Annotated in this window: 23 protein-coding genes and 1 riboswitch; of the genes, 19 read left to right on the forward strand and 4 right to left on the reverse strand. The window is 37.5% G+C overall.

Annotated elements, in window-relative coordinates; all coding sequences use genetic code 11:
• The first annotated feature begins 157 nt into the window (after window positions 1-157).
• The 6 genes from CKK03_RS05120 to CKK03_RS05145 all read left to right on the forward strand — a co-directional run bounded on the left by CKK03_RS05120 (window position 158) and on the right by CKK03_RS05145 (window position 6,008).
• Window positions 158-727 (forward strand): DNA-binding protein, encoded by a 570-nt coding sequence (locus tag CKK03_RS05120; RefSeq protein WP_099361533.1) that lies wholly within the window; start codon window positions 158-160, stop codon window positions 725-727.
• A 23-nt stretch (window positions 728-750) separates the two neighbouring features.
• A riboswitch (cyclic di-GMP riboswitch) is annotated at window positions 751-836 on the forward strand.
• A gap of 398 nt (window positions 837-1,234) precedes the next feature.
• Window positions 1,235-2,818 (forward strand): peptide chain release factor 3, encoded by a 1,584-nt coding sequence (locus tag CKK03_RS05125; protein WP_099352480.1) that lies wholly within the window; start codon window positions 1,235-1,237, stop codon window positions 2,816-2,818.
• A 65-nt stretch (window positions 2,819-2,883) separates the two neighbouring features.
• The gene (locus CKK03_RS05130; RefSeq protein WP_099361534.1) at window positions 2,884-3,939 is read left to right on the forward strand and encodes a FecCD family ABC transporter permease; all 1,056 of its coding nucleotides are present in this window, start codon (window positions 2,884-2,886) and stop codon (window positions 3,937-3,939) included.
• A gap of 12 nt (window positions 3,940-3,951) precedes the next feature.
• Window positions 3,952-4,737, forward strand: coding sequence for an ABC transporter ATP-binding protein (locus tag CKK03_RS05135; RefSeq protein WP_099361535.1), 786 nt, complete (start codon window positions 3,952-3,954; stop codon window positions 4,735-4,737).
• A gap of 1 nt (window position 4,738) precedes the next feature.
• On the forward strand, window positions 4,739-5,689 hold the full coding sequence (locus tag CKK03_RS05140; RefSeq protein ID WP_099361536.1) for an ABC transporter substrate-binding protein: 951 nt from the start codon (window positions 4,739-4,741) through the stop codon (window positions 5,687-5,689).
• 73 nt (window positions 5,690-5,762) lie between these two features.
• Window positions 5,763-6,008, forward strand: a complete 246-nt coding sequence (locus CKK03_RS05145) for a CsbA family protein (protein ID WP_099361537.1) — start codon at window positions 5,763-5,765, stop codon at window positions 6,006-6,008.
• Between the two features lie 27 nt (window positions 6,009-6,035).
• Here CKK03_RS05145 and CKK03_RS05150 read toward each other — a convergent pair whose 3' ends face one another.
• Window positions 6,036-6,785, reverse strand: coding sequence for a hypothetical protein (locus tag CKK03_RS05150; protein ID WP_099361538.1), 750 nt, complete (start codon window positions 6,783-6,785; stop codon window positions 6,036-6,038).
• Window positions 6,786-6,985: 200 nt separating this feature from the next.
• Between CKK03_RS05150 and uvrB the strand changes: the two genes are divergently transcribed.
• The 11 genes from uvrB (at window position 6,986) to CKK03_RS05200 (ending at window position 17,428) form a co-directional block, all read left to right on the forward strand.
• Window positions 6,986-8,965, forward strand: coding sequence for an excinuclease ABC subunit UvrB (gene uvrB / locus CKK03_RS05155; protein WP_099361539.1), 1,980 nt, complete (start codon window positions 6,986-6,988; stop codon window positions 8,963-8,965).
• A gap of 7 nt (window positions 8,966-8,972) precedes the next feature.
• Window positions 8,973-11,846 carry an excinuclease ABC subunit UvrA gene (uvrA, locus tag CKK03_RS05160; RefSeq protein WP_099361540.1) on the forward strand — a complete coding sequence of 958 codons (2,874 nt, stop codon included), beginning with the start codon at window positions 8,973-8,975 and terminating at the stop codon, window positions 11,844-11,846.
• 116 nt (window positions 11,847-11,962) lie between these two features.
• Window positions 11,963-12,463, forward strand: a complete 501-nt coding sequence (locus CKK03_RS05165) for a hypothetical protein (RefSeq protein ID WP_099361541.1) — start codon at window positions 11,963-11,965, stop codon at window positions 12,461-12,463.
• 119 nt (window positions 12,464-12,582) lie between these two features.
• On the forward strand, window positions 12,583-12,951 hold the full coding sequence (locus CKK03_RS05170; RefSeq protein ID WP_180271159.1) for a hypothetical protein: 369 nt from the start codon (window positions 12,583-12,585) through the stop codon (window positions 12,949-12,951).
• A gap of 268 nt (window positions 12,952-13,219) precedes the next feature.
• Window positions 13,220-14,158: an aldolase catalytic domain-containing protein gene (locus tag CKK03_RS05175; protein WP_099361542.1), complete on the forward strand. Its 939-nt coding sequence runs from the start codon at window positions 13,220-13,222 to the stop codon at window positions 14,156-14,158.
• A gap of 376 nt (window positions 14,159-14,534) precedes the next feature.
• Window positions 14,535-14,684 (forward strand): transposase, encoded by a 150-nt coding sequence (locus CKK03_RS24230; RefSeq protein ID WP_425432846.1) that lies wholly within the window; start codon window positions 14,535-14,537, stop codon window positions 14,682-14,684.
• Window positions 14,685-14,794: 110 nt separating this feature from the next.
• Entirely contained in the window at window positions 14,795-15,223 is a 429-nt protein-coding gene (locus tag CKK03_RS23925) for a hypothetical protein (RefSeq protein WP_218962799.1), read from the forward strand.
• Between the two features lie 193 nt (window positions 15,224-15,416).
• Window positions 15,417-15,731, forward strand: a complete 315-nt coding sequence (locus tag CKK03_RS05185) for a magnetosome magnetite crystal formation protein family (protein WP_099361543.1) — start codon at window positions 15,417-15,419, stop codon at window positions 15,729-15,731.
• A gap of 14 nt (window positions 15,732-15,745) precedes the next feature.
• Complete coding sequence (locus CKK03_RS05190) at window positions 15,746-16,852, forward strand: DUF4097 family beta strand repeat-containing protein (RefSeq protein WP_099361544.1); 1,107 nt, start codon at window positions 15,746-15,748, stop codon at window positions 16,850-16,852.
• Between the two features lie 10 nt (window positions 16,853-16,862).
• Complete coding sequence (locus tag CKK03_RS05195; RefSeq protein ID WP_099352489.1) at window positions 16,863-17,063, forward strand: PspC domain-containing protein; 201 nt, start codon at window positions 16,863-16,865, stop codon at window positions 17,061-17,063.
• Window positions 17,063-17,428 (forward strand): phage holin family protein, encoded by a 366-nt coding sequence (locus tag CKK03_RS05200; protein WP_099361545.1) that lies wholly within the window; start codon window positions 17,063-17,065, stop codon window positions 17,426-17,428. The genes CKK03_RS05195 and CKK03_RS05200 overlap by 1 nt, the downstream gene beginning before the upstream one ends.
• A gap of 131 nt (window positions 17,429-17,559) precedes the next feature.
• Here CKK03_RS05200 and CKK03_RS05205 read toward each other — a convergent pair whose 3' ends face one another.
• The 3 genes from CKK03_RS05205 to CKK03_RS05215 are packed head-to-tail and all read right to left on the reverse strand — an operon-like array spanning window position 17,560 to window position 20,296.
• On the reverse strand, window positions 17,560-18,543 hold the full coding sequence (locus tag CKK03_RS05205; RefSeq protein WP_099361546.1) for a carbon-nitrogen hydrolase family protein: 984 nt from the start codon (window positions 18,541-18,543) through the stop codon (window positions 17,560-17,562).
• Entirely contained in the window at window positions 18,521-20,059 is a 1,539-nt protein-coding gene (locus CKK03_RS05210; RefSeq protein ID WP_099361547.1) for a sodium:solute symporter family protein, read from the reverse strand. Before CKK03_RS05210 ends, CKK03_RS05205 begins: the two co-directional genes overlap by 23 nt.
• On the reverse strand, window positions 20,060-20,296 hold the full coding sequence (locus CKK03_RS05215) for a hypothetical protein (protein ID WP_099361548.1): 237 nt from the start codon (window positions 20,294-20,296) through the stop codon (window positions 20,060-20,062).
• A gap of 101 nt (window positions 20,297-20,397) precedes the next feature.
• Between CKK03_RS05215 and CKK03_RS05220 the strand changes: the two genes are divergently transcribed.
• Window positions 20,398-21,288 (forward strand): LysR family transcriptional regulator, encoded by an 891-nt coding sequence (locus CKK03_RS05220; RefSeq protein ID WP_099361549.1) that lies wholly within the window; start codon window positions 20,398-20,400, stop codon window positions 21,286-21,288.
• A gap of 61 nt (window positions 21,289-21,349) precedes the next feature.
• Window positions 21,350-21,874: a GNAT family N-acetyltransferase gene (locus tag CKK03_RS05225; protein WP_099361550.1), complete on the forward strand. Its 525-nt coding sequence runs from the start codon at window positions 21,350-21,352 to the stop codon at window positions 21,872-21,874.
• Window positions 21,875-21,883 lie beyond the last annotated feature (9 nt).

Here is a 21,883-nt window from a genome sequence, read left to right on the forward strand (position 1 = left end):
ACTTGTAAACTATAAAAAGTATAAAAAGCACTTGACAATACTAGAGAAAATAAAATTGTTAGTGTATTTTTAGTTCAATAGTATGATATGATAAGAGTATGTCATCAAAAGGCCTTTCATTCTTAGTGCTATTAAGAATGAAAAGGGGATTTTTGATTTGAAGAAGAGAACATGGACATATGAAGAAATAGAGTTTTTAAAGGACAATGTAGGCCGTATGAAAATCTCTACCATTGCTAATCACCTTTATAGGACGGAAACGGCAGTTGAGTTAAAGATTAAAAGATTAGGGCTTTCAAACACGAAATCCTTTACCGGTCAATTGACAATGCATGAATTGGCAACTCTATTAAAAATTGATCCAAAGTCTGTAAAGCTATGGATTGATAACCATGGACTAAGGTACACAAAAAAGGCAACGCGAAATACACGAAAATTTTACTTTATTAAACCCGAGGATTTTTGGGATTGGGCAAAGAATAACAAAAGCCGAATTGACTTCTCAAAAATTGAAAAAAATGCAATCGTTCCTGAGCCATGTTGGGTGGAAGGAGAGCGTTCAAAGCAAAAGAGGGTCAATTACCGAGCGTGGACAACAGTAGAAATTAACTCCATGATTGAGCTTGTGGCAACAGGTACTCCATTTTCCGACATTGGAAAAAGACTAAACCGTAGCCCAATTAGCATCCAACGTAAATACCAGCGTATGAGTAAAGCAGTGAAATAAATACATCATTGATAAAAACCAAACTATACAAAAGGCAAAATTGTTGAAAGACAATGACGCAAAGCCACGGGCCTAAGGAGGATTCCTCTATGGTGGCCGGGTTGCTATAGAATGGAAGGGTTCCTTTAATTGATGACGAAAAAATGGGAGATACTAGTTGAATAACTAGTTCTCCCGTTTTCTTTTTCTACATTATTGATCTACTGAATTTTTATCTAATTCTTTTACACCGTTCATAATTTGGACTGCAAAACCGACACATACTAGAATAATACTAAAAACAAGAAAATATGCTACAAACATGTAACCTTCACCTCATTATAGTTTTTTTCTATTTCTATCTTTAGTATAGTGCGAACCCAAATAGGATTCTGTGATTTAAATCACAGAATTGCTCTATTTTCGAAATTTTCCTATGAGTAACTGGAATCAATTCTCGTTGTAGTTCCTTTTTAATTGTGATATATTTTTTTAGATACAATCTGTGATAACGGAAGGATAATTTGCATGAGCTATATAGATGAAGTTCAAAAACGAAGAACGTTTGCCATCATCTCTCACCCGGATGCTGGTAAAACAACGATGACTGAGAAATTATTATATTTTGGTAATGTAATTCGTGAAACAGGTACGGTAAAAGGAAAAAAATCAGGAAAATTTGCTGCGTCGGACTGGATGGAGATTGAAAAACAACGTGGGATTTCAGTTACATCAAGTGTGATGAGTTTTCCATACGAAGACTTCTATGTCAATATTCTTGATACACCAGGTCACGAGGACTTTAGTGAGGACACCTATCGTACGTTAACAGCTGTGGACAGTGTTGTGATGATCATCGACTCCACGAAGGGTGTCGAGCCCCAAACGATTAAACTATTTAAAGTTTGTCGCATGAGAGGCATTCCAATTTTTACATTCATCAATAAGCTTGACCGTGAAGGAAAAGATCCACTTGAACTCTTAGCCGAAATTGAAGAGGTTCTTGGTATTGAATCTTATCCAATGAACTGGCCAGTTGGAATGGGGAAACGATTCTTAGGGATTGTCGATCGTTACAACAATCAATTTGTACATTTTACTGGAAATGAAGATGAAAAAATCATTTCATTACAGGAGCTAGAGGACGGCAAGCATCCTGGGATTACAGATAGTCCGATTTATGAAAGTACACAAGATGAGTTACTTTTATTGGACGAAGCAGGAAATGACTTTGATGTGGAACGTGTAGCCAAAGGTGACCTTACGCCTGTATTCTTTGGTAGTGCGCTCGCAAACTTTGGTGTAGAAACGTTTTTTAATACATTTTTACAATTTGCTTCAGAACCGAAGCCACGTAAAACAAATCTTGGCTTAATTCCACCAGAGGACGAAACGTTTTCAGGTTATATTTTCAAAATCCAAGCAAACATGAACACGAAGCACCGCGACCGAATTGCATTCCTACGCGTCTGCTCAGGGAAGTTTGAACGTGGAATGAGTGTCAACATCACTCGTACAGGAAAATCAATCAAGCTGAATCAAACTCAGCAGTTTATGGCAGCAAGTCGTGAAACAGTAGATGAGGCATATCCTGGTGATATTATTGGTATTTATGATCCAAATGTCTACCAAATCGGTGATACCCTTACAGCAGGTAAAGAAGATATGCATTATCAGGAACTACCTGTGTTCCCACCTGAAATGTATCGTAAAGTTCGCGTGAAGAACGTAATGAAGGCAAAGCAATTTAGAAAAGGTATAGAACAGCTCGTTCAAGAAGGGGCAATTCAATTATTCAGACAGGAATCAAGTGATGAGTTCATTCTTGGTGCGGTTGGTCAACTTCAATATGATGTGTTTGAATATCGATTAGAGGGAGAATATAATGTCTCTGTTGAGTTCACTTCACTTGGAAACAGAATCCCAAGATGGATTGGCAATAAAGATGTAGATACTCGTCTATTTGATTCAAGAAGTCTACTTGTTCGGGACCGTAGCGACCGATATGTCGTGTTATTTGAAAACGACTTTACGTATCGTTATTTCCAAGATAAAAACAAGGACATTGAACTCATCGACCTCTTTGAAAGCAATGACTATAAAGGTGTGTAAAAACATGACTCTCAAACGCTCAGAATACTTCTCTGGGCGTTCATGTTTTGTAGAAAGGAATTGGTATGAAAAGGAATTATATTCAACAGATCTTCAATCAAGATGAACCGAATATGAAGATTATTACATTACTACTGTTTATAGTAAGCACTCTTTCTATTCTCTTCTCAATCGGTATAGGGCCTGTCTCTGTTCATCCGCTCACGGTCATCGAAATTCTTTTCTCCAAACTTCCCTTTTTCACTATTGAAAATAATTGGACACAGGTTGAGTATAATATCGTTTGGGGCCTGCGCTTACCTAGAGTGTTATTAGGAATGATTGTTGGTGCTTCATTAGCGATAACAGGGGTTGTTATGCAGGCATTGGTTCGTAACCATCTTGCAGACCCATTCATTCTCGGCGTCTCATCAGGTGCATCTGTAACGGCAACTTTAGGTATGTTATTTGGTGCCTTTTCAATTTTTGGTACTTATTCACTTTCCATCAGTGCGTTTATTGGCGCTGCTGTGACGATCATTTTAGTCTATACCCTTTCAAGGGTGAACGGAAGAATCAATGTCACTCACCTCTTGCTTTCAGGTGTTGCGATCGCACTGATGATGGATGCATTGACAAGAACGATTACGCTAAGTGCTCCGAATGCATTAGGCTTACATAATGCCACCTTTTGGATGTCAGGAAGCTTGGCGGGAGCAAAATGGGGCTATTTAACGCTACCACTTATAGTGGCAGTGCTTTGTATGATTGTTTTAATGAGCCAATATCGTGCTCTCAATGCCTTACTTTTCGGTGACGAAACAGCGGGAACATTAGGCTTTAATGTGGGGAGATTACATAAACTGTTGATCCTTGTTGCCTCGCTTTTAGCTGGAGTCACGATAGCGGTGAGTGGCTCAATTGGATTTATCGGGTTAATGGTTCCGCATATTACAAGACTACTCGTTGGTTCGGATCATAAGCGAGTTCTTCCTGTAAGTGCCTTACTCGGTGGAATCTTTGTCGTGTGGACAGATGTTGCAGCTCGAATGGTGATAGCACCTGAGGAATTGCCAATTGGGATATTAACCGCATTAGTCGGAGGGCCATTCTTTATTTGGTTATTAAAAACGAAAAAGTAATGAGGTGAAAAATTGAAACTACTGGTTGAGAATTTAAATTTTTCATTGAATGAAAAACATATTATTGAAGATATGAATTTGCATGTTTCTGAAGGTGAATTTGTCGGAATCATCGGACCAAACGGAAGTGGGAAATCGACTCTCTTAAAAAACCTGTATCGTGGGCTTAAGCCCGATTCTGGTGTTGTTTTTTTAGATGGAGAAAATGTTTATAAAATGAACCCTAAAGCGGCAGCCAAAAAAATCGGTGTCGTCGGACAAGAAAATGTCATCCCATTTGATTTTAAGGTCGAAGAAATCATCGCAATGGGGAGAAGTCCATACAAAGGATTTTTTGATGGTGACAGTAGAAAAGATAAAGAAATTGTCGCAAATGCAATTGAGCAAATTGGTATGACTGATATGGAGAAACGCAATTATATCAATCTATCAGGCGGGGAAAAGCAACGCGTCTTACTAGGTAGAGTGCTTGCTCAGCAAACGGATTTATTACTACTAGATGAACCAACAAACCACTTGGATATCCAGCATCAGCTACAAATTTTTGATTTGATTAAAGGGCTAGGTGTAACGGTCTTATCGGCCATCCATGATTTAAACCTTGCTGCTCTTTATTGCGACCGACTTTATGTTGTCAAGGATGGGCGTATATTAATGGCAGGAACTCCTGAAGAAGTTTTAACGCCCGAAACGATTTACGAAATCTATGGGGTTAGGTCTGATGTAGCGATTCATCCAACTACAAAAAAGGTGACGATTACCTATTTACCCGTCAGTTTGCTAGAAGGAGAAAATTAAAATGAAAAAACTAGTTTTGCTATTGGCAGGGATTCTTGTTTTGGTATTAGCGGGATGTGGCTCGGATACAGAGGATGGCTCCGTTACTAAGTCTAAGGAAGCTCTAGTCATTGATAATTATGGCAGAGAAGTAGAATTTACTGAGAAACCTTCAAAAGTGTTAACTTTAGGACCGAATGCAACCGAATTATTTATCGCATTAGGACTCTCTGATTATGTAATTGGAAATAGCTTGGACAATCATAGCCGCGGTGCTTTGCCTGAATACCAGGACGATTATGAGAAAATTCCTGAGCTTACATACGGTTCTGCAACAAGGGAAGCTGTATTAACAAGTGGAGCAGATTTTATTTACGGTATCGATTGGGAATTTGGAAGTGAAGGCCTAGACGTCGATGAGCTTGAAAGCTATGGAATCAACGTATATATGAATAAAGCCACATCAATGGATGAAATTTATCAGGAAATACGTGATATCGGTAAGATTTTTGACATTAAAGATCGAGCAGAGGCATTTATTGAAGAGCAAAAGGCACGAATTGCTAGTGTGCAGGAGAAACGGGCTAATCATGAGCCGGTTGATGTACTAGTATATGACAGTGGTGGAAATGGCGTTTTCACCGCGGGTAGCACAAACTTTGAAACGTTATTAATAGAGTTAGCAGGTGGCCAAAATATTTTTAATGATATCACAGACAAGCAATGGACCACAGTTAGCTACGAAGAAGTACTTTCAAGGCAGCCAGATGTCATTCTGATTCACGATTATGATGCTCCTTCAATTGAGCAAAAAATAAAGGATATCAAAAATGACCCAGCTCTTTCGCAACTTGAAAGTGTTAAAAATGAAAAGTTTGTTGTTATTTCATTAGAGAGTGTATTACCAGGAAACCGTATGGCGTATGCAGTCGAAACATTGGCAAAAGGATTCTATCCGGAATTGTTTAAATAGCAGGAGTAATCACGTGAATTCCTTAATTCGTTTTGCTATATTGAAGATATGAAATTGAAAGGATACGAATTTAATGCTATTAAAAATATTGCTGGCGCTCATCCTTCCGGGTGTACTCGTCGTTTTCTTTACAAGAGTGACCTATAATCATTATGTGGGTTTTTTACTTGCAGTTGCCCTTATCGTTGCGTCTATTTATAAAGGATATGCGGATTCCGCTATTATCATCGTTGCGGATATCCTATCGTTGGGAGTAGGATTCATGTATGCGAGAAATATGGGGAAAAGAGTGGGAAAAAAAAGTCCTTCATCGAGATGATGAAGGACTTTTTTCATTGAATCTAGGTCATTTATTTTTATCTAACTTTTCCAACTCTGAAACAATGACTGTTTGGATCTCATCATTTCCAATGGCCCCTCTATGAAAGGTGTTTGAATCCAACCAATAGAGTAGTCGGAAGGATACTCCATTAGTAAGCTCTATTTCTATAAAAACACGCTCACCTTCAAATTTGCCCGTTTTATATAATGTATTTAAATCACCTAAAACCAACGGATACCATGCCTCAATAAATTGTTTCTTTGATTCAGTTGAAAAAGTATGTAGGCGGCTACCGTCTTCGGTGCTTTCGAAATGTATGTTTTTTACCAGTCCATCTAATGGATAAAGCTCGCCAGCCGTTTTGGCTTTCTTGTTTTCATCCACAACAAACACATCATCCCCCGCAGTTACGATGAAAGAGGAAGGATACCCTTTTACTTCGTAAATTGAGGTTTCTTCAGGTAAATAAGTCGCATCTCCATTTTTCATTACATGATCACTGCAGGCAAGCTCACTCATCATGAACGAGACATTTCCAAGTTTTTCTCCTTTTTCAATGATCGAACTTTGTTCATCTGAAGCATCCGGAAAATGGTGTTCGTATTTTATATCGTTGATCATCAAGACATCCACCCATTCAATCACTTCCCCATTGAGGCACCCTTCCGTATGATCGATAGATTGACTGTGACTTGGTGGTGTAGTAGTTTGCTTGTTGCATGAAGCTAACAAAATGGAAGCAAAAATTAAAATGAAGATTCCCCTTTTTATCATAAAACATCTCCTTTGATTCAATTCTTTTTCCAAATTATAACATGTAGTATTTGTTTAGAAACTACAATTCAAATAAATAAAAATCGAATATCAGTTCGTATTTTTGTTTGTTTTAGGTCAGTTTGTGGTACAATATTTCTATCGAGAAAAAGTCAGTGGAAAATTACATAAAACGATAAGAATGGATGGGAGGAACGTAAATGAAGGATCAATTTGAGTTAGTCTCCAAGTATTCACCTCAGGGTGACCAACCAAGAGCAATTCAAGAACTTGTGGATGGAATCAAAGCGGGCAAAAAGATTCAAACATTATTAGGTGCTACGGGTACAGGAAAAACGTTTACGATTTCGAATGTAATCAATGAAGTAAATCGACCAACACTTATTATTGCCCACAATAAAACATTGGCAGGACAACTCTATAGTGAGTTTAAAGAGTTCTTTCCAAATAACGCTGTTGAATATTTTGTTAGTTATTATGACTACTTCCAGCCAGAGGCTTATGTTCCATCATCTGATACATATATCGAAAAGGATTCAAGTGTGAATGATGAAATTGATAAATTACGACACTCTGCAACATCTTCCCTTTTTGAACGGCGCGATGTCATCATTATTGCCAGTGTATCTTGTATTTATGGCTTGGGTTCTCCTGAGGAATATAGGGAACTCGTTGTTTCCCTACGAACAGGAATGGAAATTGAACGAAATGAGCTTTTACGCAAATTAGTGGATGTTCAATATGAACGAAATGACATTGACTTCCGGCGCGGAACCTTCCGTGTAAGAGGGGACGTCGTTGAAATTTTCCCAGCCTCACGCGATGAGCACTGTATTCGCGTGGAGTTTTTTGGTGATGAAATTGATCGGATTCGTGAGGTTGATGCATTGACCGGTGAAATACTGGGTGAACGTGAGCATGTTGCGATATTCCCGGCATCCCACTTCGTTACCCGTGAAGAAAAAATGCAAATTGCGATTAAAAATATTGAGGCAGAGCTAGAAGAACGGTTAGCTGAACTTCGTGAAGATGGTCAACTATTACAAGCTCAGCGTCTAGAACAACGGACGAATTATGATCTTGAAATGATGCGCGAAATGGGCTTTTGTTCAGGTATTGAAAACTATTCGCGCCATCTAACCTTACGACCACCAGGTTCAACACCCTATACTTTAATGGATTATTTTCCAGAGGATTTGTTAATTGTCGTTGATGAATCGCATGTGACATTGCCTCAGATTCGAGGCATGTTTAATGGGGACCAAGCAAGAAAACAAGTACTGGTTGATCACGGATTCCGTCTTCCTTCTGCAATGGATAACCGTCCACTGCGATTTCAGGAATTCGAAAAGCATATTAATCAAATCATTAACGTTTCAGCAACACCTGGACCGTACGAGATCGAGCATACAGACGAAATGGTTGAACAAATTATTCGTCCAACAGGATTACTTGACCCAATTATCGAGGTTCGGCCAATTCAAGGTCAAATTGATGACTTATTAGGTGAAATCCAAGACCGTGTTAATAAAAATGAACGAGTCCTGATTACTACCTTAACGAAAAAAATGTCTGAGGATCTAACGGATTACTTGAAGGACGTTGGGATCAAGGTAAATTATTTGCACTCAGATATAAAAACACTAGAGCGGATTGAAATTATTCGTGACCTTCGTTTGGGTAAACATGATGTTTTAGTTGGTATCAACCTGCTTCGTGAAGGGCTGGATATTCCAGAAGTCTCACTTGTTGCCATTCTTGATGCTGACAAGGAAGGGTTCCTGCGTTCGGAACGCTCACTCATCCAAACAATTGGTCGTGCCGCTCGAAATGCTAATGGCAGAGTAATCATGTATGCAGATAAGATGACGAAATCGATGGAAATTGCAATTAATGAAACAAAGCGTCGTCGTGAAATGCAAGAGGAATATAACAAAAAGCATGGTGTTACGCCACAAACCATTAAAAAGGATATTCGCGATGTCATTCGTGCTACAACTGCAGCCGAAGATACAGAAACCTATGAAACAGTACCTAAGTTAACTGGATTATCGAAGAAGGAACGCGAAAAGGTAATTGCTGAAATGGAAAATGAAATGAAGGAAGCAGCAAAAGCACTTAATTTTGAACGAGCAGCTGAATTACGTGATTTAATTTTGGAGTTAAAAGCGGAAGGATGACATAAACATGGCATTGGATAAAATAGTCGTCAAAGGAGCAAGGGCCCATAACTTAAAAAATATAGATGTTACGATTCCGAGAGATCAACTAGTTGTCGTGACAGGTCTATCTGGTTCAGGAAAGTCATCCCTTGCATTTGACACCATTTATGCAGAAGGACAACGGCGCTATGTCGAGTCCCTCTCTGCATATGCACGTCAATTTTTAGGACAAATGGATAAACCAGATGTTGATTCAATCGAGGGTCTTTCACCTGCGATTTCGATTGACCAAAAAACAACAAGCCGGAATCCAAGGTCAACTGTTGGTACGGTTACAGAGATTTATGATTATTTGCGTTTATTATATGCTCGAGTAGGAAAACCGGTTTGTCCTAACCATGGAATCGAAATTACATCACAAACTGTTGAGCAGATGGTGGATCGCATATTAGAATACCCAGAACGGACAAAGTTACAGGTACTCGCTCCTGTTGTATCAGGGCGTAAGGGTGCCCATGTGAAAATTTTAGAGGATATAAAAAAACAAGGCTATGTCAGAGTTCGTGTCGATGGTGAAATGCTTGAGCTATCAGATGACATCGAGCTAGAAAAGAATAAAAAACATTCAATTGAGGTTGTCATTGACCGAATTGTAGTAAAAGAGGGTGTAACGGCAAGACTATCTGATTCAGTTGAGGCTGCCCTTCGTTTAGGCGGAGGTAAAGTAATTGTTGATGTGATTGGAGAAGAAGAACTCTTGTTTAGTGAGCTCCATTCATGTCCAATTTGTGGTTTTTCCATTGGGGAGCTTGAACCAAGAATGTTCTCTTTTAATAGTCCATTCGGGGCATGTCCCGATTGTGATGGTTTAGGTAGCAAGCTTGAAGTCGACCCTGATCTCGTGATTCCGAACTGGGATTTATCACTTCGAAAGCATGCAATTGCACCATGGGAGCCAACAAGTTCTCAATATTACCCACAATTACTTGAATCAGTTTGTAACCACTACGGGATTGATATGGATATTCCGGTTAAGGATATCCCGAAGCATTTGATGGATAAAATCCTTTATGGAAGTGATGGGGAAGAAATCTACTTCTATTATGAGAATGACTTCGGTCAGAAACGTGAAAATAATATCGTTTTTGAGGGTGTTCTTCGAAATGTAGAAAGACGTTACAAAGAAACAAGCTCCGATTATATTCGTGAGCAAATGGAAAAATATATGGCTGAGCGGGCTTGCCCTTCATGTAAAGGATATCGGTTGAAAAAGGAAAGTCTGGCTGTTCTAATCTCAGGAAAACATATTTCTAATGTTACAGACTTTTCCATTAATGAAGCTTTTGAATTCTTCACTACTATTGAGCTTTCTGAAAAAGATATGAAAATCGCGAACCTTATTTTTCGAGAAATCAAAGAACGACTCGGTTTTCTCGTTAATGTTGGATTAGATTATCTAACTCTAAGTCGTGCCGCAGGAACTTTATCCGGTGGTGAGGCTCAACGGATTCGACTAGCTACTCAAATCGGTTCGCGTTTAACAGGTGTTCTTTATATTTTGGACGAGCCGTCAATTGGGTTACATCAACGAGATAATGACCGACTCATTGATACACTAAGGACAATGAGAGATATTGGGAATACATTAATTGTTGTTGAGCACGATGAAGATACGATGCTAGCTGCTGATTATTTAATCGACATCGGGCCGGGAGCTGGAATTCATGGGGGAGAGATTATCGCTGCGGGAACTCCTAAAGAAGTAATGGACGACCCGAATTCCTTAACAGGACAATACCTCTCAGGTAAAAAGTTCATCCCACTACCAAGCGAAAGAAGACAGCCGGATGGACGCTACGTAGAAGTTATTGGTGCAAAGGAAAATAACCTGAAAAATGTATCAGCTAAGTTTCCACTTGGTTTGTTCATTGCTGTTACAGGTGTATCAGGATCAGGTAAGAGTACTTTGGTAAATGAAATTCTCCATAAATCATTGGCTCAGAAACTGAACCGAGCAAAAACAAAACCTGGTGAACACAAGGAAGTTAAAGGGATTGAACAATTAGAAAAAGTAATCGACATTGACCAATCTCCAATTGGACGAACACCTCGATCAAATCCAGCTACATACACAGGCGTCTTTGATGATATTCGTGATCTGTTCGCTAATACAAATGAAGCAAAGGTAAGAGGTTATAAGAAGGGCCGTTTTAGTTTCAATGTTAAAGGCGGACGCTGTGAAGCCTGCCGTGGTGATGGAATTATTAAAATCGAAATGCACTTCCTGCCAGATGTGTATGTACCATGTGAGGTATGTCATGGGAAACGCTACAACCGTGAGACATTAGAAGTTAAATACAAGGACAAAAACATATCAGATATATTAAATATGACAGTTGAGGATGCATTATCCTTTTTCGAAAACATCCCACGTATCAAGCGTAAAGTTGAAACGTTATATGATGTTGGCCTAGGCTACGTTAAACTTGGACAACCCGCAACAACACTGTCTGGTGGAGAAGCACAACGCGTGAAGCTCGCATCTGAATTACATCGTCGCTCAAATGGTAAGTCGTTTTATATTTTAGACGAACCAACAACAGGCTTACATGTAGATGACATTGCAAGATTGCTTAAGGTCTTACAGCGACTTGTTGAAAATGGGGACACAGTCCTCGTTATCGAACATAACCTCGATGTAATCAAAGCCGCGGACTACATTGTGGACCTCGGCCCAGAAGGTGGAGACAAGGGCGGTACCATCAATGGAACAGGTACTCCAGAAGACATTACAAAAATCAAAGAATCCCACACCGGACGCTACCTAAAACCAGTGCTTGAACGCGACCGTCAGCGGATGAAAGAATTAATCAAAGAAAAAGAAACAGTTTCTAAATAAATGTAGAATCCCGATTTGTGAACAGAGCAAATCGGGATTTTTTATAATGAAAACACACTCGAGTTAGGAAAATTATGGTATCCTACTAATAGATTCTTAACTAACAGGTGATACACATGAAAGCAAGAGCTCAGAAAAAATTATTTGGCCTTTGGACAGGAGAATTATCAGCTGCCATTCTATTTCCGGTCCTCTGGTTACTCTATATTCCGACATTTGAATGGTCTGCTCATTATTTAACCACCTTTCCACATATATTTGCATTCTGTATTTTGGAATACATTTTGTTCCAAGGTAGTTATTATTGGTACTTGAAGTGGAGACGGGTCAGACAAGGTAAGAGTTCTTCTTTACCTGACAGTTATCTATCACGTTTTCGTTTCTTTAAGAGAAGTAATTTTGTATTACTTGTAGTGGGTTTACCCTTCCTTGTCTACCAAGCTACTTTTTCTAAAGGACTATATTGGTACCTTTTCTTATACGGATTTGCCATTATTGAACATATAAATTATTATCATATCCGTCTTTCCTACATGAGCATAGATGAAATAAAAGAGTTCATTCGCCAAAAGGGGGTTCGCCGATCAATTCTCGCAAGGGAGTTGGAGAAAAAGTAAATCGATGTTCAACCATCCTAGTTCTAACAGAAATGTAATACCGTAAATATTACTGTAAGGGTTTATAAGGTAATCTGTTTGAAAAGCGGCTATTCTAAAACCATACAAAGGGGATAATGATGAAAATCACCATTCGCGTTATTGAAATTTTGTTGGGGACCATCTTTTTAGGAGCAGGCTTAAATGGATATGTTGTATTGTTTGGATTTGAGCCATTTGCGCCAACAAGTCCAGCTGCGATGGAATTTTTAGGAGATGGCTATTTACTAGCAATGGAAAAAGGTGTTGAAATCATTGCAGGATTCTTACTGATTATTCGTAGGTATGTTCCGTTAGCCTTAGTTGTATTAGCCGGTTTAATAGTCAATATTTTAGCATTTCATATTTTTGTAGATTCAGAGTTGCTTCCATTGGCTATTATCATCACAGTATTTGAAGGAATATTAGTCTGGACTTACCGCGAAAACTTTAAAGGGCTTTTAATGTAACCACAGGGACGGTTCTTGTGGTTTGATGAAACAGGAAGATCCCGATTTGCGAAAATATGCAGATCGGGATTTCTATTTTTTCTTGCCCTTGAATCCCCACATTATGAAAAGAATGATATAATTTAACTTTATTAGTAAATCTAATTTTTAAAATTTATTGATTATTGTTTATTGCATTATATTATTTTGTATTAAAGTTTATTTTTTTACATAAACTCACGAATTAAAACAATAATGAAGAAAAAGAAAATGTAAGGGAGTTTTTAACATGGAACATCGTAATAAAATTATAGACTGTACTATTCGTGATGGTGGGTTAGTTAACAATTGGGACTTTAGTGTCGAATTTGTTCAAGACTTGTATAATTGCCTAAGTGCAGCTGGTGTGGAATACATGGAGATTGGCTACAAAAATTCGCCTAGGCTACTCAATGCGACTGAGCCTAATCCATGGAGGTTTCTTGACGATAACTTCCTTAAAGAAATTATTCCTGAGAAAAAAACGACGAAGCTATCTGCTCTGGTAGATATTGGGCGTGTTGATCCTGCTGACATACTACCCCGTGAGGAAAGTGTTCTAGATATGATTCGAGTTGCATGCTATGTACGTGAAGTAGATAAAGGCTTGGAGCTTGTAAAAATGTTTCATGACCTAGGCTACGAGACGTCACTTAACATCATGGCTTTATCTAGTGTTCCTGAACGTCAGCTTATTGAAGCGTTTGAAATGGTGAAGGCAAGTCCTGTCGACGTTGTCTATATTGTTGACTCATTTGGAAGCTTAGCTCCTACCGATATTGAGCATCAAGTGAAGAAGTTCCAAGAGATGCTTCCTAATAAACAGCTTGGAATACATACGCATAACAACATGCAATTAGCATTCGCCAATACATTAGCTGCGATGAGAAACGGAGTTACTTATCTTGATTCGTCTGTTTATGGTATGGGTCGTGCGGCTGGTAACTGTCACACAGAGCTTCTCGTTAGTTACATACAAAAAAGTAGTTATGAGATTAAGCCAGTTCTCGGTATCATTGAGAAGCATATGATAGAAATGCGACAAAAGTGGGAGTGGGGCTATATCATTCCTTACATGATCTCCGGTATGCTTAATGAACATCCACGTGTCGCTATGGCCTATCGTAATAGTGCAGACCGTGATAACTATGTCGACTTTTATGACAAAGTAACATCACCTGAATCTTGACTGGACTAGGAACCAAGGGGACGGTTCTTTTGGTCCCAATGGGAAAACCCGGGGACAAGTTTGTTCTAAATAGGAATCCTGATTTGCTTAGACGCAGATTAGGATTTTTTTAATGAAATATAAGAATTTATCAGTCAACAGTAGTCACTTTTATATTTGTACAGTTTTTTCCAATTAATTATGATACTATAAATTTGATAAGTCTCTCTATACCACCATCCTCTCCTCTGTTTTAATAAACCTCCCTTTTTAGTTTCAAATTCCATATATTTTTAAAAACCCGAATATGAGGTGATGTTTATGCCCTAGGGCTGCAAGAAGAAAAAGTAGTACGAGTGTCTATCATGTCATTTTAAGGGGGATTAATCGTCAAATAATATTTGAAGAGCAAGAAGACTCATTAAAATTTTTAGAGACCCTTTATAGATTCAAAGATAAGTGTGGATATGAAATCTATGCGTATTGCTTAATGGGTAATCATGTTCATCTTCTAATAAAGGAAGGGGGGAAGAAATTGGAAGGATAATGAGGCGTATTGGTGCAAGCTTTGTTTATTGGTACAACTTAAAGTATGAACGTAACGGGCACTTGTTTCAGGACCGATTTAAAAGTGATGTGGTTGAGGACCTTTCCTACTTGTTAAATGTACTTAGATATATTCACCAAAATCCATTAAAAGCCGGAATTGTTGGGAATGTTTCACATTACAAATGGAGTAGTTATAGTGAATATGTAGGAGATTCTAAATCTAAAATTATAGAAAAAGATTTTATTTTGGGCTTGTTCAATGCGGATAAAACGTTAGCTTTGACACATTTCAAAAAATTTCATATGGAAGAGTCTAACGAAGGATACCTTGATATCCAAGAAACTAGGAGAATTACTGACAAACAAGCAATTGAAATCATCAAAAATATCTGCAAAGTAAACCACTGTTTAGACCTCCAAAAGATAAATCCTGACGAACGAGATACACACATCAAAACCTTAAAATCCATTGGACTATCAACTAGGCAAATAGCAAGACTTACCGGAATAAGCCGTAAAGTAATATTAAAAGCATAGAGGCCAATCGAGGGCCAAGGGGACGGTTCTCTGGTCCCGATAGAAAGATTATTCTAAGGAAAATCAGCCAGGAACCACTAGAACCGTCCCTATGGTTCCTTTGTTCATCTAAGTCTCGAGGCTTATTTTTATAAAATCTTGAAACCAATTATATCTCGTTATCGTATATAGAGGTATAAAGGGGAGATGGAGAGTGAATACGGATAAATTAATTGCATCTTTGTGTTACTTCAGTGTTTTCTTCGCAGGGTTTATTTTACCACTCGTTGTTTATATCATAGTTCAAAATCCGGAAGTAAAAAGGCATGCCTTGCATGCGTTAATCTCACATATTATTCCAGTAGCGACAATCGTTTTTATTATCATTCCGTTTTTCTTTATATGGTCTGTGGAGGCATTTGTAGCAACTATGCTGCTAGTATTCATCCTATTAGCGATCATTAACGTCGGAATTGTGATTTGGAACATTGTAAAGGGAATTCAAGTATTAGCTCAAGAAGAACTTTAAGGGAGGAAGGAACCATGAAAGAGGAACAAAAACGTATTTTAAAACTAGTTGAAGAAGGAAAACTGACAGCTGAGGAAGCGATCATTCTAATTGAAAAGCTCCATTCTGGGGAGGACAGCCAGTCCCAAGATCCAGCACAGGAAATCAAGACAGAGCTTTCGACTCAAGTCCAGTATGAGCAATCCCAACAGCAACACCAACATTCATATGAAAGCAAGGGTTCTGCGAAACACAAATTTATGGACTTTATCGACACTGCTCTGAAAAAAATTAAAGACCTCGATCTCGATTTTAATTTCGGTAATGCAGTAGAAGTGAAACATATTTTCCAGCATAAGGACGTATATATTACCAAGCTTGACCTCGATGTTTCAAATGGAAGTATTACGATTATTCCATGGGAAGAAAAGGATGTCCGCGTTGAATGTGAAGCAAAAGTATATAATATCGATAATCAAGAACGTGCACGTAAAGCATTTTTAGAGGATGTTCTTTTCTCGATTGAAAATGGTGCTCTGCGCCTATCCATTCAGAAAAAGCAAATGAAGGTTCATGCAAAAATATATGTTCCTCAGGAAAATTATGAAAGTATTAAGACACGTATGTTTAACGGACCGATAACTGGGGAAAATTTACGAGTAAAGGATTTCCGTGCAAAAACAGCAAATGGTGCAATCACCATTTCGAATTTTGATACAGAATCGGTTGAAATCGAAACAGCAAATGGTCACATTAAAGCAAATCAAATCACAAGTAAAGATTTTGAAGCTGAAACATTAAATGGTACAGTTACATCAACTGGACGATTTGAAAAAGTTGACCTTCAAAGCTTTAACGGAAACATTACTTGCGATATTCAGGGTGATCGCTGCCACACTGCTTATGTAAAAACAACCACCGGTAGCATTGATATGTTTATCGCAAACGACTATCAAGTTGACGGAGAATTAAAATCAAATCTCGGTAGCTTCAAGTCAGAGCTTCCAATGATGTCAATCATTGAGGAGAAAAATGAAGTTGTTCAGAAATCTCTACGTTTCAAAGCAAATGAAGAGAAAGCGCAAAAGCTACATCTCTTTGCTGAAACGAAAACAGGTTCTATTAACATCAAACCACTTTGAGGTGTTCACTATGAAAAAGAAACTATACCGCTCCACCCGAAATAGAATGCTAGGAGGAGTGCTTGGAGGCCTAGCAGATTATACAGGAATCGATGCATCGCTATTACGTATCCTAGCGGTGGTCGGATTCATCTTAGGCGTCGGTTCATTAGGGATTATCTATCTCGTTTGGTTGTTTATTGTACCGAATGAAGGAGATGTCTATAGATAATGAGATGGATTGCTAGCATAATTGTTAATAGCATCGTACTAATGGTTGTGGCAGGATATGTCGATACTTTTCATCTCGAAGGCGTAGGCGCAGCTGTCATAGCAAGCGTAATCCTATCGATTTTAAATGTAATCGTAAAACCTATTCTCATCGTCCTAACCTTACCTGTTACGGTTCTCTCATTAGGTTTATTTTTATTTGTGATCAATGCACTTACTTTAATGCTGACACAGTCCCTAATGGGTGACTCCTTTGTCATCGAAGGATTCGGCACAGCATTACTAGCAGCAGTCATTATCTCGATTCTAAATTTACTCATTCAAAAAGTAATCGTCGAACCGCTACAGGAGAAAAAGAAGAAATAGCTTTAAATGCCTATCAAATGTGGTAGGCATTTTTCCATAAATATTGATGTGAGGGACTGGAAATATTTAAATAGTAAAGTAAACTCAATCAATTAATTAAAAAAACCCAAGGCATAAACCTTGGGAATCTCTTATTTTGCTGACTCTTCTTTATTAATTTCATCTTGTATATATACCACAGATTGTTGTTTCTTTTCATTAACTGTTAAACTAAAAACATCATTTCTAGCGTAATGTCCTACTACATCAAAATCGTATCTGCTCTTCGTAAGTTGGGATAAATCAAGTTCTGAAATTAAAATTTTCTCTGCTCCCAAAAAAGGCTGCTCTATAAAGCTACCAAATGGACTTACAATACAACTACCTCCTCTACATAATTCATCCTCCAAATCTGAAAAGAATGGACGATTCCTCACGTCTTCAGGATAGTCGTTTTTAGTCATATATTGATTACATGATAATACAAAACATCGGCCTTCCAAAGCAATATGTTGCATGGAAGCAAACCAGCCATCCCTTGCATCAGCCGTGGGTGCTAAATATAAATCTACACCTTTTCCATACATTGCTGCTCGGGCAAGAGGCATATAATTTTCCCAACAAATTAAAACGCCTATACGTCCAAATGGTGTTTCAATTACAGGGAGTGTACTACCGTCTCCTTCTGCCCAAATTAATCGTTCAGACCCCGTTGGTTTTAGTTTCCTATGTTTAGCTAAAATTTTCCCATCTGGTCCAAAAATAATTGCTGTACAATATAAACTTGCACCTCGAAAATTCTTTTCTTTTTCTATAACACCGATTACAACATAGGCTCCAACTTTTTTTATGGCTTCTGAGATTTGTTCTGTTTCCTTACCCGGGATTTCAATAGCACTATTCGCATATCGAAAAAAATCATCTCGACCACTATCAGTTCTAATACCTACATACGTGTCAAAATTTAGCCCGCGGGGATATCCTCCAATAAAAGCCTCGGGGAATAAAATCAAATCTACTTGATCATTACCTGCTTCTTCAATAAGATAAATAGTTTTTCTAACTGTAGCCTCTGTATCGAATAGTATTCCACTAGCTTGGACCACAGCAACTTTACAATTTTGCTTTATTTCCATGTGTAATCCCTTCCTCGTAAATATTAATTTTCCTATCTTGTAACTCCTTACCATATAAAACTTCGATTAAATCATCATGTACTGCATCCTTTTCCGCTTGGTGAGCATCTTTCGTAACCATACTTACTACAAAGAAGGTGATTAGGCCGAGTATCAAACCAGCTGTTGCCGCTCCAAATGGAAGAGGAATTGAAAATAATGTATTGATTACTAAAGTTGCTTCACCGACGATAATAGAGGCAACTGCGCCTATTTTTGTGCCTCTACGCCATAAGAGAGCCCCGAAAGCTGCAGGGACTAATTGTAATACAATGCCATAACCTAAAGCTGCGATTGGAATTAAGAATCCTCTTGCAACCGGTAAAAATGCAATAATCATTGTAAATATTGTCATGATTATAATTGTTGTTTTAGCTACCTTAGTTGCTTCTTCATTCGATAAATCCCTTGCGAAAAAACGTATATATATATCATTTACAAGTAAACTTGCTGATGATAATAAGGCGCTGTTGATAGTGGAAATTCCTGCTGCTATAATTGCAGCTACAATGATTGATCCAAAAATTACTGGATAGCCTGAAAAGAAAAGTGGGATAATGCGGTCACTATTTTCTGCTGACAATCCAGGGACCATACCTGGATAATGCGCTAAAATCCCAATAAAAAGTGCTCCAAGCGCCATTAACCATGAATTCCAAAAAGGAGTGATAATTGACGTTTTTGCTAGAATTAATGGTGACTTAGCTGAATAAAATTTTTGCCACATGTGGGGCATGATCCAAAATCCAAATGCTAAACCTAATGCTGTCTCCATTACACGCCAAAAATCTCCCTTATTAGTCAATACTTCAGGGGCTATTTCTGCAATATTTTTAAAGGCATTGAATCCGCCTGCCTTAAATAAAAACGTAAGGGTTACAAATAATAGTACAAATCCAAAAAAGAAACCCATAAAAGTATCGCTCCAAGCAGCACCTCTTCCACCACTTAAGAAAACAATTATTCCGACAAATAATCCCATAATTAAAACGCCAACCCAGTAAGGAATAGCATTAGCCGTTAAACTATTTAAAGACTGTGCGCCACCTGTAATTTGGATTAACATATATGGTACTAAACCAACGATACCAACAATAGCAAACAACAGTTTTAATCCTGGACTTTTATAGTATTTCTCCATCATGTCACCAGGAGTTATATATTTATGTTTCTGGCCAAAATACCAAATTCTAGCTCCAAAAACCCAGATAAATAGTGCGTGTAAAACAGCCCATGCAGCAAAAGCGACGAACCACACACCATCTCTGTAATGTTGTCCTATAGAACCTAATAATGTCCATGTACTGAAATAACTAGCCCCGGTAGTCATCGTCATAACAATTGTTCCTAAACCACGACCTGCTAAATAGAAATCATTTGGAGTAGCTACACTGGATTTAGATGCATAGTTACTAATAATAAGTAAAATCCCTAAAAAGATTGCTAATATAATTATGGTAACAACTGCTTGGCTCATTTAATCCCTCTCCTCTGTTAGTCTTTTTTCCATTCGGAGAGCAAATGGTTTAAAAACTTTGAAATAAATGATAAAGATTAAAATGGTATTAATGAAATTTATGATAAGTGTAAAAGCAAGAGGTTCAGGTAATAGCCCCCAAAATGTTAAATCGTTAAAAAAACCTATATTTGGCAAAAATGTTGCCCCGTACAAAATAAAAAATAAACTTAATAGAATTGCATTTGTTTTTCTCATATTTAACCCTCCTTATTTACATATTAAGAAATTTTAGACTATTATGTATATAGCATGTTTTTCATAACGATATTCCTTGAGGGAATAGTTAGGGGAGAAAAATGGATAATATCACAATAGAGGAATTGAAAATTTTAAAAAGAGTTATGGAGACAAATAACATTACCCAAACAGCAAATGAGTTATATATTAATCAACCCACAATAAGTAAAATGATTAAGCGTGTAGAAAATCAAAATAATATCCAAATTTTTAATAGAAAAAGAGGATTTACTTTAACAAATGAAGGAGAAATATTCTATTCCTACATAATCGATCTTCTAACAACATGGAAATCTCTTGAACAACATATTTCAGAGCAGAATACAAACTATATATCAAAAATACATATTGGATTACCTCCTATTATTGGTTCATTTTTGTTTCCAAAAATTATTACTTCATTTATAAATACCTATCCATTTATTGAAAATATCATATATGAGGGTGGAGGATTAAAAATTGAAGAAGGTTTACTAAAGGGAGATATTGATGTTGGCTTTGCAGTACTTCCAACTAAAAATCCTTCATTAAAATCTCATATCATTTATCGTGATGTATTTGTGATTTGTATGAGCGAAAAACATACATTAGCAAAATATGATGAAATAGATTTTGCAGACTTGAAAAATGAGCGGTTCATTTGTTTTAGAAATGATTTTATGATTCATCAATATTTTTTGAAAATGTGCGAAGAAAGTGCTTTCGAACCCAATATTGTACTTAACAGTTCTCAGTGGGATTTAATTTTAGAACTTGTTGGAGTAAATTTTGGAATTGCTATTGTCCCTAGAATTTTAATCTCAAAATTTGAGAGAGAAAATATGAAGGAGATAAAGATTAAAACCCCCAATATCCCGTGGGAAATTGGGATTATATATAGTGATGCGAATTATTTATCGATTGCTGCTAAAAACTTTATTGAAATTGCAAGGGATACCTATAAATTTTAAATATTATACGTAGATAAATTAGGTTATTATCATGTTTTGATTTTGAGAAAGGAGTACAAGCATGTTTCCAATACTAGAAACCGAACGACTAAGATTAAGAGAAATCGTCCATGGTGATGCTCAAGCAATATTTACCTGTTTTTCAAACAATGATGTCACGCGTTATTACGGGCAGGATTCTCTAACCAAATTAGAACAGGCAGAGCAGTTTGTTGAATTTTTTGCAAAAAACTATAAAGAAAAGCGTGGAATAAGATGGGGGATCGAATTAATAGAAAACGAAGTACTCATTGGAACCATAGGATTTAATGCTTGGTCTCTCAAGCATAAGCGAGCAGAAATCGGCTATGAGTTACAGCCCCAATACTGGCGAAAAGGCTACACAATAGAGGCTGTTAAAAAAGTAATCTCTTACGGTTTTGACGATCTAGACTTGACCCGCATTGGTGCCGTTGTGTTTCTTGAAAACGCAGCATCAAATGAATTGTTAATTAAGCTTGGATTCGAAAAAGAAGGTATCTTAAGGAACTATATGTACCAAAACGGTGTTGCCTATGATACAAATGTTTATTCACTAGTAAAATGAAAATACTCA

Origin of the sequence: Fredinandcohnia onubensis (assembly GCF_002734215.1) — a bacterium.
GTDB lineage: Bacteria > Bacillota > Bacilli > Bacillales > Bacillaceae_L > Ferdinandcohnia > Ferdinandcohnia onubensis.